At 61.9% G+C, this 13,018-nt stretch carries 11 protein-coding genes; 6 read left to right on the top strand and 5 right to left on the bottom strand.

Going from position 1 to position 13,018, the window contains the following annotated elements; all coding sequences use genetic code 11:
* The first annotated feature begins 156 nt into the window (after positions 1-156).
* Entirely contained in the window at positions 157-1,305 is a 1,149-nt protein-coding gene (locus tag DXT88_RS22840) for a GGDEF domain-containing protein (RefSeq protein ID WP_265216158.1), read from the top strand.
* A gap of 104 nt (positions 1,306-1,409) precedes the next feature.
* Here the strand turns inward: DXT88_RS22840 and phaP are convergent, their stop codons facing one another.
* From phaP to DXT88_RS22815, 5 genes are all read right to left on the bottom strand, one after another.
* Positions 1,410-1,970 (bottom strand): TIGR01841 family phasin, encoded by a 561-nt coding sequence (phaP, locus tag DXT88_RS22835; RefSeq protein WP_016836096.1) that lies wholly within the window; start codon positions 1,968-1,970, stop codon positions 1,410-1,412.
* Between the two features lie 211 nt (positions 1,971-2,181).
* Positions 2,182-3,372, bottom strand: a complete 1,191-nt coding sequence (locus tag DXT88_RS22830; RefSeq protein WP_265216157.1) for a patatin-like phospholipase family protein — start codon at positions 3,370-3,372, stop codon at positions 2,182-2,184.
* A 136-nt stretch (positions 3,373-3,508) separates the two neighbouring features.
* Positions 3,509-3,760 (bottom strand): DUF3717 domain-containing protein, encoded by a 252-nt coding sequence (locus tag DXT88_RS22825; RefSeq protein ID WP_016836094.1) that lies wholly within the window; start codon positions 3,758-3,760, stop codon positions 3,509-3,511.
* A 22-nt stretch (positions 3,761-3,782) separates the two neighbouring features.
* Positions 3,783-3,923, bottom strand: coding sequence for a hypothetical protein (locus tag DXT88_RS22820; RefSeq protein WP_265216156.1), 141 nt, complete (start codon positions 3,921-3,923; stop codon positions 3,783-3,785).
* Positions 3,924-3,935: 12 nt separating this feature from the next.
* Positions 3,936-5,153 (bottom strand): MFS transporter, encoded by a 1,218-nt coding sequence (locus tag DXT88_RS22815; protein WP_265216155.1) that lies wholly within the window; start codon positions 5,151-5,153, stop codon positions 3,936-3,938.
* A 362-nt stretch (positions 5,154-5,515) separates the two neighbouring features.
* On the opposite strand from DXT88_RS22815, the gene DXT88_RS22810 reads away from it, so the two are divergent.
* The 5 genes from DXT88_RS22810 to DXT88_RS22790 all read left to right on the top strand — a co-directional run bounded on the left by DXT88_RS22810 (position 5,516) and on the right by DXT88_RS22790 (position 13,005).
* Entirely contained in the window at positions 5,516-7,846 is a 2,331-nt protein-coding gene (locus tag DXT88_RS22810) for a catecholate siderophore receptor Fiu (protein ID WP_265216154.1), read from the top strand.
* 94 nt (positions 7,847-7,940) lie between these two features.
* Positions 7,941-8,633: a Fe2+-dependent dioxygenase gene (locus tag DXT88_RS22805; protein WP_265216153.1), complete on the top strand. Its 693-nt coding sequence runs from the start codon at positions 7,941-7,943 to the stop codon at positions 8,631-8,633.
* 179 nt (positions 8,634-8,812) lie between these two features.
* Positions 8,813-10,054, top strand: coding sequence for an SfnB family sulfur acquisition oxidoreductase (locus DXT88_RS22800; RefSeq protein WP_265216152.1), 1,242 nt, complete (start codon positions 8,813-8,815; stop codon positions 10,052-10,054).
* A 35-nt stretch (positions 10,055-10,089) separates the two neighbouring features.
* A complete protein-coding gene (locus tag DXT88_RS22795; RefSeq protein WP_265216151.1) occupies positions 10,090-11,331 on the top strand; it encodes an SfnB family sulfur acquisition oxidoreductase in 1,242 nt (413 codons plus the stop codon).
* Positions 11,332-11,376: 45 nt separating this feature from the next.
* Positions 11,377-13,005 carry an ABC transporter substrate-binding protein gene (locus tag DXT88_RS22790; protein WP_265216150.1) on the top strand — a complete coding sequence of 543 codons (1,629 nt, stop codon included), beginning with the start codon at positions 11,377-11,379 and terminating at the stop codon, positions 13,003-13,005.
* The last annotated feature ends 13 nt before the right edge of the window (positions 13,006-13,018 follow it).

Raw genomic sequence — 13,018 nt, 5'->3', positions numbered from 1 at the left:
CCTTTTAGTAGGTAGATAGTCAAGCGACGATGTCGCAATCCTTCGGGAACATGAATTGCATCGTCCGGGCAAGCCGGGCTGAGCGGCCGGCGTTAAAATAGCGCGGCCCCTTTTTGAGTTTCCCCGGCAAGCTCAAGCACTCGTTATTCGTTATCCATGGCACTCGATCCCCCCAGTATCCTGATTCTCACCACCGCGCTGTCCGCTGCCGCTGCGCTTTACCTGGCAGTGGAATGGGACAGCGTGCGCGAGAAATCGCTGCTGTTCTGGAGCGCCGGTTTCGCCGTCATCACCGTGGGTTCGTTGCTGGCGTTGTTGCGCTCCAGCGGTTTTCTGCTGATCGGGATCTGGTTTGCCAACGGCTTGCTGATCGTCGCGCACTGGCTGTTCCTGGCCGGGGTTTCCCGCTTCACGAGCACGCGGTTGTCGCGCGGCTGGTGGCTGGTCGGCGCCGCCTGGCTGGCGATGCTGCTGGTGCCGGCCGAGCCATGGTGGTCCAGGATGATGCTGTGCATCCAATCGCTGCTGATCGCCGGCCTCACGCTGCGCGCGAGCTTCCTGCTGCGTCCGCATGGCGTCTCGCTGAGCGTGGGCGCGGTGCAACTGCGTTACGTACTGCTGGCGCATGGACTGTTCTATGTCGCCAAGGCCGGTTCGACCGTCGCGCTGGACGCCTTCGTCGACCTGGCGGCTTTCCGCGGCGGCGTGATTCAGATCTCGCTGGTGGAAGGTGCGATGGCGATCATGCTGATCGCCTTGTCGATGACCGGCACCGAGCGCCACCGCCGCGAAGAGCGCATCGAGCAGCTGGCGGCGCGCGATCCGCTCACCGCGCTGTACAACCGCCGCGCGCTCGACATGCGCGCCCCCGCCTTGCTTGAGCAGGCCACGCCGGCAAGTCCGGGCGCCTTGCTGCTGATCGACATCGACAATTTCAAGCAGGTCAACGATCTGCACGGTCACAGCGCCGGCGACAGGCTGCTGGTGGCGCTGAGCGAAATGATCCGCGACGCCTTGCCGCAGGGTTCGCTGGCGGCGCGGCTGGGCGGGGACGAGTTCGTGATCCTGTTGCGGGAGGCTTCCGGCGACAGCGTGGTGGCGTTGGGCAACGGCTTGCGCGAGGTGTTCGGGCGAATGGCGCGGGAGACGTTCGCGACGCCGTCGGCAGTGACGCTGAGCGTGGGCGGGACGTTGTTCGACAAGCCGCCGACGGGCCTGGCGGCCTTGCTCGAGCGCGGAGATGCGGCACTGTACGAGTCCAAGCGCGGCGGCCGGGATACCGTGAGGGTGGCGCCTGCAGTCTGAGCCTGCAGTTCCGGCAGGGATCTTCAGGCGCGACATGAAACCGGCCGGGCAATAAAAAACGGACCGCATGGCGGTCCGTGAATGCTTGCTGCTGGTGCTACTGATTACTTCTTGCGGGCGGTGGTCTTTTCAGCGACTTGAGTGAACTGCTTGGCAGCGTTGCTCAGGTGACCTTCCAGTGTTTCCACGGCTTGCTTGGTGTTCTTGGTCAGTTGCTCGTAGCTGGCGTTGGCGTTGCCGATGGCCGACTTCAACAGGGCGACTGCGTTTTCCGAACCGGCTGGTGCGTTCTTGGAGATTTCTTCGACCAGAGCGGAGACCTTGCGGCTGGTTTCAGCGACTTGCGCTTCAGTCGCCTTGGTCAGTTCAGCTTGGGTGGCCGACACGATGCTGGCCAGGTGACGGCCGTAAGCGGCAGCCTTTTCAGCTGTCGGTTGAGCTTGTGCTTGCGCTAGGGCCAGCAGTTCTTGCGGATCCTTGATGGATGCGAATTGCTGGGCTGTAGCGGCGGACTCTTCCAGCGATGCCTTGGCGGCGCTCAGGTTCAGTTCAACAATCTTTTCCAGACCTTCGAAAGTCTTGGTGGTGATGGTGTTGATCAGATCCAGTTGAGCCTGGAAGTGGGTCTTGGTTGCGGCGGAAAATTGATCTTGGTACGAAAACATGGACTTCTCCTTTGGTTTCAAAAACAGTGATGGACTAGCGGCTTACGTCTCGAATTACTATTTTTGTGCGCCGCAACAATTACTATTTTACGCACTTATTTGGTGAGGTCAAGAACTTTTTGTGCGTCGCACAAAATGTCCGAGAATTGCAATTTTAACAACATAATTTGTTATTGCACAGCATAATCATTGCCCCCTCGCAACGGTGGCGTCAGCCCGTCGCGATCTCCACGACCGGCGGCAATTCGTGCACCACCACGCCGGTGTCGGATACCTTGAACGGACAGCCCTGGCTGACTTCAATGCCGCGCAAGGCGTCCTGATAGCCTTGTTGCCAGCGCCATTCAATCGAACCGCGCGAGAAATTGACGTCCTTGGACGCCATGTTCCAGTCGCGCCCGGCGTAGGGCAGGCGCACGATATGGATGGTGGTGTCGGCGCCCAACTCGGCCAGTTGCTTGCGGTCGGACGGCTTGCGCAAATCCGCCGGCATGCGCTCATACAGTTCGCGCGCCATCTTGCGCAACTGGTGCTGCTTCAGATAAGCGTCAATGTGGCGCTGCGAACGCGACGCGAAGGTGACGTCCTTCTCGCGTGTCTGCACTTCTTCGTAAGTGCGCGGCTCGGGGCCGTCGGCATGCCACAGGTCGACCATCATGCACAGCGTGTCCTGGCGCGGCTCGTCGCTGAGGACCGCCTCCAACGGCGTATTCGAATACAGACCGCCGTCCCAATAGAGATCGCCGTCCACCCGTACCGGCGGGAAGCCCGGCGGCAGCGCACCGCTGGCCATCACGTGTTCGGCGCCCAGCGTGTGCAGCGAGGAGTCGAACTTGACCAGCGAGCCGCAGGTCACCTTGACCGCGCTGACGGTCAGGCGGATGCCCTCGGTCTTGTCATTCAGGTAATCGAAGTCGACGTACTTGTTGAGCGTGGTGCGCAGTTCTTCAGTGTTGTAGAAGCTGGCTTCCTCGGGCGGCACCGGCAGGCCGATGGCGAATGGATTGAACGGCCGCGGCGTGAAGAAGCCGGGGACGCCGCGTACGAAGGTATCCATCGTGGTGGCCCAGGTCATCAGCTGGCGGGTGGCGTCGGGCACCGCCCGCATGTCGATGGCGTCGTCGTGCGACACGCTTTCCCAGAAGGCGCGCAGGCGCGGGATACGGTCTTCGCGGCGGTTGCCGGCGATGATGGCGGCGTTGATGGCGCCGATCGAGGTGCCGACCACCCAATCGGGCGTCAGGTCGTGTTCATGCATGGCCTGGTAGACGCCGGCCTGGTAGGCGCCCAGCGCACCACCGCCTTGCAGCACCAGCGCAATGCGCGGCTTGGGCGAGGAGGAGGAACGCGGCGAGGAAGAGCGTGTGGAAGCGGGACTGCTGGCGTCGGGTTTGCGTCGCATCGGGATCCTTGCGGTGAGAGTACGGAAGACTGCGTGCCGGGAAGATCGTTCCGCAGCGCGTCATGCAAAAATCATACGCCACAAATGCGACAGGCGGGCTACGTGCGCCGTTTGGGGAGGAATCCGGAGGGGAAGCTCAGGCGCTCTGGCCCTGGCCGGCCCGGGCCTGCCGCCAGGCGTCAAGCAACTGGCGCGGCTCCTTGCCGATGACATCGGCGGCGATGCTGTGCAGATGTTCAATGATCATCACGGCATAGACGTCCGCCAATGCATTGACTTCAGGCGACAGCGCGCATTCCTCGCCGGTGGCGGGACGCCGGATGCGCCAGTAGTTGATTGCTTCTTCCAGTTCCGTCAGGGAAATAGTGGGTTCGCTCATGCCGGTCATTGTACGCCCGCCGCCATCAGGCTCAAAAACACAGCACGATGCGGTTGGCGACGTCGAAAATGAAATCCGGCCGCAGATAGGCGAGGAAGGTTGCACCCAGCACCACGCCCAGCGCCGCCAGGATGGCGATTCGCTTCAGGCGCGGATGGGAACGGGAGCGCATGGCGGACGGACCTTACGAAGCCGCCAGCGGCGCGCGCCGGATGGCTTTCTCGTTGACCGGCAGATTCATCACCGTGGCGAACAGGCCGAGTCCGATGGTGATCATCCAGACCGTGTTGTAGCTGCCTTCGCGGGTGAACAGATACCCGCCCAGCCAGACGCCCAGGAAGCTGCCGACCTGATGCGACAGGAACACGAAGCCCGACAGCATCGACAAATGCTTGAGCCCGAAAATGCCGGCGATGATGCCATTGGTCAGCGGCACCGTCGACAGCCACAGCAAGCCCATCGCCGCCGAGAAGATATACACCGACCAGGAAGACAGCGGCGCCAGCAGGAACAGGCTGATGGCGATGGTGCGCGAAAAATAGATGGTCGACAGCAGATAGCGCTTGGGCAGGAAGCCGCCCAGCTTGCCGGCGTAGTACGAACCGAAGATGTTGAACAGGCCGATCAGCGCCAGCGCCGCCACCGCGATGTTGGGATCCATCAGGCCCTTGTCCTTGAGGTAGGACGGCAGATGGGCGCCGATGAACACCACCTGGAAGCCGCACACGAAATAGCCCGCGATCAGGAACTGGAACGGCCGATAGGCGAATGCCTCGCGCGTGGCTTCCCAGATGCTTTGCTCCTGCTTGCCGCTGTGCACCAGCTTCGGCTCGCGCAGGCGGAACGCCATCGGCACCATCACCGCCACCACCAGCGCGGACAACCAGTAGAACGCCTGTTGCCAGCCGGTGACCGAAATCAGTTGCTGCTCGACCGGCATCATCACGAACTGGCCGAAGGAGCCCGCCGCCGATGAAATCCCGAACGCCAATGAGCGCTTTTCCGGCGGCGCGCTACGGCCGACGATGCCGCTGATCGCGCCAAAGGCGGTACACGACAAGGCTGCGCCGATCAGCACGCCGGAGCCGACCGCGAACAGCATCGGCTGATCCACCAGCGCCATCCACAGCAAGCCGCCCATGTACAGCAGCGCGCCGATGACGATCACGCGTGCCGTGCCGTAGCGATCCGCCGCCATGCCGGCGAACGGGCCGAACACGCCCCACATCAGGTTCTGCAAGGCGATCGCCAGCGAAAAGGTTTCACGCGTCCAGCCGTGCGCCTGGGAAATCGGCTGCAGCCAGAAGCCCAGTCCATGACGCACGCCCATGGCCAGCGTCAGCACTAGGCCGCTGGCCAGAAGGACGGTCTTGAAATCGGGCGCGCGCTCGGAATGGAACATGGTGTTGTCTCGACTATCTGTTATTGAAATAATTTCGACAGTTTAGCGCAAGGATTCTGTCGTCGCCGGACGCCCCAATTTTTAGCAAACGATAAAAATCCCGACACTCGTCGCGGTCCATGCCGATGACTTTCGAGCGGCCGCTTGGCATCCATCAAGGAAAGCGGAATATCTGCAAAGTCCCGCCTGAAAGCATTGCCTCACCCCAAGGTCGAAAACTATATTCGCAGCGCCGATCACCGCATCGCGATGTTCCCGTCCGCAGCAGCCCGCCCCTCTATCCAGACAGCCAGTCAGTTTCGCGCAGCGCGCCATCGCTCCGGCGTGGTCGGTCCTGATCGTCACTCACTACTGGGATTTCCATGTCTATCTACATCAAGAGCAAAAAACACCGCGCCGCCGGCTGTCTGGTCAATCTACGTTCGTCACTGGCGGTGTCCACGCTGGCGCTGGCTGCGCCGTTCAATGTCGCCGCGCAAGCCGTCGGCGAAAGCCTGCCGTCAGTCAACGTGCGCGAGCGCAACGAATCCTACAAGGCCGAGCGCATCAGCTCGCCGAAATTCACGCAGCCGCTGGTTGACACCACGCAGACCATCACCGTCATCAAGAAGGAGTTGATGCAGTCGCAGCAGGCGACCACGTTGACAGAAGCCCTGCAGAACAGCGCGGGTGTCGGCACCTTCAGCACCGGCGAAAATGGCACTACCAACACCGGCGATTCGATCTTCATGCGCGGCTTCAGCACCGCCAATAGCATCTTCGTCGACAACATCCGCGACCTCGGCGGCGTCTCACGCGACCTGTTCAACATCGAGCAGGTTGAGGTCGTCAAAGGACCGGCCGGCGCCGACAACGGCCGCGGCGCACCGACCGGCTACATCAACATGGTGACCAAGCAGCCGATGCTGGAGAATGCCTATTCGGGTAGCGTTACGTACGGCACCGGTGATCACAAACGAATTACCGCCGACTTGAATCGGCATATCGACGGCTTCAACGGTGCGGCGTTCCGGCTCAACCTGCTCAAGCAGGATAGTGGCGTGCCGGGGCGCGACCGTGTACAGAATAATCGCTGGGGCGTGGCGCCGTCGTTCGCCATTGGGCTCGGCACGCCAACACGGATTTACTTCAACTATTCGCATCTGGAACGGGATAACGTGCCGGATGCAGGAATACCGACGATAGGGAGGCCCGGCTTCTACCAATTCTCCAGCGCCACTGCGGCGCCGACAATCAATACCACAGCGCCGGCCGTTAACAACGGCAGTAATCCGCGAGTGTCTCGCAGCAACTTCTACGGCCTCGCATCTGATTACGACAAGAGCACTAGTGACATGGTAACGGCGCGCATCGAACATGACGTTAATGCCGATCTGACGATCCGCAACACCACCCGCTATGGCAACACAAAGCAGAATTATGTGATGGCGGGACCTTACCTGATTGACGGGAGCAATTCCAATAGACTGAACTGGACCGTTTCACGGATTCTGCAAGTGCGCGACCAGAAGGACGAAATACTGACGAATCAGACCAACGCCGTGATCAAGTTCGACACTGGCCGGATCAAGCATGCAATCACAACCGGCGTCGAGTTCATGCGCGAAACGCAGAAGACCCGTGGTTACGTCTATACCGGCTTGGGTGTTCTTCCGGACAGCAATCTTTATGGGCCAAATCCGAATGCGCCCGCCAGTGCAAATGCGACTCCTGATGTGGCCCGGACTAAGACCGCGACCAATACCATCGGCGTCTATCTGTTCGATACGCTGGAATTGGATCCCACCTTCCAGATCAATGCGGGTTTGCGGTTGGATCGATACTATTCGACCTACTTCGGTGTTGCCCGCGATACGAAAAGAGGGGCTCCCACCTTGCCTACAGATCCGCTGGTTCGGAGTTCGCTGCGCAAAGCCGACAAGCTTCTCAATTGGAAACTTGGCGCGTTGTACAAACCGGCACCACACGGTAGCATTTACGCGGCCTACGCTACATCACAGCAACCTCCCGGCGGTGCAGGATTATCATTGAGCTCCAGCGACAGCAGTGCAGACAATTCCAATTTCGCGCCGCAGAAGACCAGCACCGCCGAGATCGGTACAAAATGGGAAGTATTCGAAAAACGCCTGTTGCTGTCAGCAGCACTGTTCCGCACCGAGGTTTCCAACGAAGTAAAACAGGATGCCAGCACCAGCACACTCTATACGCAGAGCGGCAAGAAGCGGGTCGATGGCGTGGAACTTGGCGCCTCGGGTGAGATCGCGCGAGGCTGGTCGGTCAACGGCAGTGCTGCGCTGATGAATGCCAAAATTACCGATGGCACGAGCAATACGACTGCAACCAGTCAGCAGAACAATGCAACATTGAGTTTCTCACCGCGCAAGACACTCACGTTGTGGAGCACCTACCAATTGCCGGATGGCTTCACCATTGGCGGGGGCGTGCGATATATCGACACCATGGCACGCACCGCCAGCACCAACGCTGTCGGCACCATCAGCACCCTTAATACGCAAAGCTACTGGATCGCAGATGCGATGGCGGCATATCAAGTCAGCAAGAACGCCAGTATCCAATTGAATCTGTACAACTTAAGCAATGAACGTTACAGCGCATCAATGAACTCCGCCGGTCTGCGTTACATCCCCGGTGCGGAGCGCTCGGCCAAGCTCAGCCTGAACCTCGCGTACTGATCCTTCGATCCCGCCTTGCCAAAAAGCCCCACCGGCAACGGCGGGGCTTGTCTTTCAAACGCCTCTTCTTCAATGAAGATATAAGGAGCACATCGTGCTGCTGCACATCCCGCACGTCCTCAACGCCGATCAGTTGGCCCTGATCCGCAAGCAACTCGACGCCGCCGACTGGAGCGACGGGCGCGCTACGGTTGGTTCACAGGGCGCGCGCGTCAAGCGCAACCGGCAGTTGCCGGAACAATCCGCCGTCGGCGGGGAACTGGCGGGCATCGTCATGGCGGCGCTGGCGGCTCACCCGACCTTCTTCGCCGCCGCCTTGCCGGCGCGCACCATGCCGCCGCTGTTCAATCGCTATGAAGGCGGCGAGCAATACGGCGTGCATATCGACGGCGCCGTACGCAATGTGGCAGGCGCTACACCTGGTGCGGGCTATCAGTTGCGCACCGACGTCTCGTCGACGCTATTCCTGAGCGAGCCCGACGACTACGACGGCGGCGAACTGGTAGTGCACGACACCTACGGCGCGCACGAAGTAAAACTGCCGGCCGGCGACCTGATCCTGTATCCATCCACCAGCCGCCATGAAGTCACCGCCGTCACGCGCGGCTGCCGCGTGAGCGCTTTTTTCTGGACCCAGAGCATGATCCGCGACGACCATCAGCGCGGCATGCTGTACGAACTCGACCAGGCCATCCATGCCCTGCGGCTAAGGCATGGCGACAGCGACGAGACCGTGGTGCTGACAGGGCATTATCACAACTTGTTGCGGCTCTGGGCCGAAATCTAAGCGCGTCAGATCAGCATGATGACGCGCCTGTTCATGCAATTTCCGAACTAAGAAATACGAAATGCTTCGTTCTGCAAAAACACGGATTTTGATTTAATGGCCCATCGTTAATCCTGCCCGCGCTCGCCGCGCTCTGTGCAAATTCTGCGGCGCGGTCAATCTTGCGGAGCCATTCCATCATGTCAGCGGTCATCGAACAGTCGATCGCGGGCGCAGCCGTCCCTACTTCCCGTGCGCCGGCGCACCGCATACTCAGTGAAACAGAAGCCATCGACATCGCGCGCAAGCTGGCGCAGGAGTTCGCCGTCGAGGCGGCCGAACGCGACCGGCAACGGCGCCTGCCGCGTGCGGAGATCGAGCGCTTTTCTTCCAGCGGATTGTGGGCCATCACCGTGCCCAAAGCGTATGGCGGCATCGGCGCATCGTGGGTGACGCTGGCCGAAGTGGTCAGGATCATCTCCACCGCCGATCCGTCCATCGGCCAGATTCCGCAAAACCATTTCGGCATCCTCAACGTGCTGGCGCAAACCGCCACCGAGAGCCAGAAGCACTACTTCTACAGTGAAGTCCTGAACGGCGCGCGCTTCGGCAACGCCGGCCCGGAACGCACCAGCAAGAACGTGCTCGACATCCGCACCCGCGTTACCAAAGACCCCGGCAGCCCCGACTATCTGCTCAACGGTACGCGCTTCTATTCCACCGGCGCGCTGTACGCCGACTGGGTGCCGACGCGTGCGCTCGACGACGACGGCAAGAGCGTGTTCGTATTCGCCGGGCGCCATGCGCCGGGCCTGAGCGTGGTCGACGACTGGTCCGGCTTCGGCCAGCGCACCACCGCCAGCGGCACCGTGATTTTCGACAACGTGCGCGTGTCCGCGGGACACGTGGTGCCGCTGCACCAGCTGGCCGAACAAGCCAATAACATCGGTCCGGTGGCGCAACTGATCCAGGCCGCCATCGACGCCGGCATCGCGCAGGCGGCGGTGGAGGACGCGGTCGCCTTCATCCGTCAACGTTCGCGTCCGTGGGCCGACAGCGGCGTCGAGCGCGCCGGCGACGATCCGCTCACGATCAACCAGATCGGCGACCTCAAGATTCGCCTGCACGCCGCCGAGGCCTTGCTCGAACACGCCGCGCGCACGCTCGACGATCTACCGCTGCCGATCAGCTACGAACAGATGGCGCAGGCCTCGGTCGCGGTGGCGGAAGCCAAGGTGCTGACCACCGAGATAGCCCTGCACGCCAGCGAAAAACTGTTCGAACTGGCCGGTACGCAATCCACGCTGTCCGCCCACGACCTCGACCGCCACTGGCGCAATGCGCGCGTGCACACGCTGCACGATCCGGTGCGCTGGAAGTATCACGCCGTCGGCAACTACTACCTCAACGACACGCCGCCGCCGCGTCATAACTGGTCCTGATCCAGTCTTCAGAACATTTCCACGAAAGCATCGCCATGAGCCAATCCGCCACCGCCGCTGCAGCATCCGTCTCCACGGAACATCCCACCGAACCGCGCATCGTTGCACGAATCCGCGATGACGCCGAAGCATTGGCCGCCGCCCGCAAGCTCGCCGTTGAGCTGGCGCGCGAAGCCTCGCAGCGTGACCGTGAACGCCGCCTGCCGTGGGCCGAGCTTGATCGTTATGTGCGTTCCGGCCTGTGGGGCATCTCGGTGCCGAAGGAATACGGCGGCGCCGGTGTTTCCTACGTCACGCTGGCCCAGGTCACCGCCATCATCGCCGAGGCCGACGGCTCGCTGGGCCAGATTCCGCAAAACCATTTCTACGCAGTCGAAATCATCCGCGTCAACGGCAGCGACGCACAAAAGCGCTTCTATTTCGAGCGCGTGCTGCAGGGCGACCGCTTCGGCAACGCGCTGGCGGAGATCGGCACCAGGAATTCCGCCGAGCGCAAAACGCGCCTGACCAAGGACGGCGCCGACTACCGCATCAACGGCCGCAAGTTCTACGCCACCGGCGCGCTGTACGCCGACTGGGTGCCGACCTCGGCCATCGACGACGACGGCGTGCAGCAACTGGCGCTGGTGCCGCGCAATGCGCAAGGACTGAGCATCGTCGACGACTGGTCCGGCTTCGGCCAGCGCACCACCGGCAGCGGCTCGGCGATCTTCGACAACGTCCGCGTGGACGGCGGCGCGGTGCTGGGATTCCAGGCCTCGTTCGATCGTCCGACCACGGTCGGTCCGCTGGCGCAATTGCTGCACGCGGCCATCGATCTCGGTATCGCGCGCGCCGCCTATGCCGACCTGATCGGCTTCGTCTCGACGCGATCGCGTCCATGGATCGACAGCGGCGTCGAGCGCGCCGGCGACGATCCCCTGACCATCCGTGAAGTCGGCGACCTTACCGTGCAACTGCATGCGGCCGAAGCGCTGGTGGACCGCGCCGGCGCCAGGGTCGACATCGCCGCCGCCGACCCCAACGCCGACACCGTTGCCGCCGCATCGATCGCCGTGGCCGAATCGCGCGTGCTCACCAACAACGTCTCGCTGGCCGCCGGCAGCAAGCTGTTCGAACTGGCCGGCACGCAATCGACGCTGGCCGAGAACAACCTCGACCGCCACTGGCGCAACGCGCGCACCCATACGCTGCACGATCCGGTGCGCTGGAAATACCACGCCATCGGCAACTACTACCTCAACGACAAGAAGCCGCCGCGTCACGGTGCGCTCTGACCGTTTGACATTCATCTCTTCGTCCACACAACAAAAAAAACCTCCATGCGCCATCGTCTTATCGTTTCCATGATTCCGGGTTTGCTACTGACAGCCTTGCCGTTGCTGGCCGCGGGACAGACTGCCGCGCAAACGCCAAAATCCGGCGGCACCCTGGTCGCCATCGTCCAGCCCGAACCGGTCACGCTGACCGGCGCGGTCAACACTGCACAGCCGACCTCGCTGATCGCCACCAATGTCTACGACGGCCTGCTGTCCTACGACAACGACCTCAAGCCGCACGGCCAGCTGGCCGAAAGCTGGGAAGTCTCCAGGGACGGCCTCGCCATCACCTTCCACCTGCGCCGTGGCGTCAAGTGGCACGACGGCAAACCGTTCACCTCGGCCGACGTCAAGTGGTCGGTGGAAAACGTCTGGAAGACCATCCACCCGCGCAACAAGGCCATCCTGGTCAATCTGACCCAGGTCGATGCGCCCGACGCCAACACCGCCATCTTCCGCTTCACCAAGCCTTCCTTGGCGCTGCTGTCGACGCTCAATTCCTGGGGCGCGCCGGTGTTGCCGAAGCATCTGTATGAAGGCACCGACGTGCTGAACAATCCGAACAACAACAAGCCGGTCGGCACCGGCCCGTTCGTGTTCAAGGAATGGAGCCGCGGCAACTACATCACGCTCGAGCGCAATCCGAATTACTGGGAAAAGGGCAAGCCTTACCTGGACAAGATCATCTTCAAGGTCGTGCCCGACGCCGGCGCGCGCGCCGCCACGCTGGAAAACGGCGATGCGCAATACGCCGTCTTCAGCCCGGTACCGCCGAAGGAGGCGCAACGCCTGGCCGACTCCGGCAAGGTCAAGGTGGAAACCAACGGCTATCAATGGTCGTCGCCGGTGCTCTATCTCGACTACAACCTCGGCAACAAATATCTCAAGGACGTGCGCGTGCGTCGCGCCATCGCCCACGCCGCCAACCTGGAAGGCCTCAACAAAGTGGTCTGGTACGGTTACGGAAAACCGTCGGTGAGCATCGTGCCGACCACGCTGTCGCAGTTCTTCGACAACACCGTGCCGCGCTATCCCTACGACACCAGGAAGGCCGAAGCGCTGCTCGATGAAGCCGGCTTCCCGCGCGGCGCCGACGGCGTGCGCTTCACCATCAGCAACGATTATCTTCCCTACGGCGACGACTACCGGCGCACCGCCGAATACCTGAAGCAATCGCTCAAGCGCGTCGGCATCGACGTCAACATCCGCAGCCAGGACACGGCAGCCTTCACCAAGCGCGTCTACGGCGACCGCGATTTCGACACCGCGATCACCTGGAATGCCTCCTTCCCCGATCCGCAGATCGGCCTGACGCGCATGTACTGGTCCGGCTGGGTCGGCAAGAACATCCCGTGGACCAACAGCTCGGGCTACAACAATCCGGAAGTCGATCGCGTGATCGAACAAGCACAAGGCGCCGCCACGCAAGCCGAACGCATTGCGCTGTTCAAGAAATTCCAGCAGATCACGCAGACCGAATTGCCGACCCTGCCGCTGATCGAGCTGCATTTCTTCACCGTGCATTCGCCGCGTCTCAAGGGCATCACGCAGGACGGCGACCAGTCGCAAGGTTCGCTGAAAAACGCCTGGCTGGAGCCGGTCAACGCCAACCTGGCCAAAGCCGGGCAATAGAAATACCGAGGGA

The organism is Herbaspirillum lusitanum (assembly GCF_026127345.1).
Taxonomy (GTDB): Bacteria; Pseudomonadota; Gammaproteobacteria; order Burkholderiales; family Burkholderiaceae_D; genus Herbaspirillum; species Herbaspirillum lusitanum.
Note: the sequence above shows the minus strand (reverse complement) of the source record. Positions and strands in the feature narration are given on the sequence as shown.

Coding starts and splice junctions, on each gene's coding strand:
- DXT88_RS22795 (WP_265216151.1), top strand. CDS start 10,090: ATGAGCCAATCCGCCACCGCCGCTGCAGCATCCGTCTCCACGGAACAT.
- DXT88_RS22810 (WP_265216154.1), top strand. CDS start 5,516: ATGTCTATCTACATCAAGAGCAAAAAACACCGCGCCGCCGGCTGTCTG.
- DXT88_RS22790 (WP_265216150.1), top strand. CDS start 11,377: ATGCGCCATCGTCTTATCGTTTCCATGATTCCGGGTTTGCTACTGACA.
- DXT88_RS22825 (WP_016836094.1), bottom strand. CDS start 3,760: ATGACCGGCATGAGCGAACCCACTATTTCCCTGACGGAACTGGAAGAA.
- DXT88_RS22830 (WP_265216157.1), bottom strand. CDS start 3,372: ATGCGACGCAAACCCGACGCCAGCAGTCCCGCTTCCACACGCTCTTCC.
- phaP (WP_016836096.1), bottom strand. CDS start 1,970: ATGTTTTCGTACCAAGATCAATTTTCCGCCGCAACCAAGACCCACTTC.
- DXT88_RS22800 (WP_265216152.1), top strand. CDS start 8,813: ATGTCAGCGGTCATCGAACAGTCGATCGCGGGCGCAGCCGTCCCTACT.
- DXT88_RS22815 (WP_265216155.1), bottom strand. CDS start 5,153: ATGTTCCATTCCGAGCGCGCGCCCGATTTCAAGACCGTCCTTCTGGCC.
- DXT88_RS22820 (WP_265216156.1), bottom strand. CDS start 3,923: ATGCGCTCCCGTTCCCATCCGCGCCTGAAGCGAATCGCCATCCTGGCG.
- DXT88_RS22840 (WP_265216158.1), top strand. CDS start 157: ATGGCACTCGATCCCCCCAGTATCCTGATTCTCACCACCGCGCTGTCC.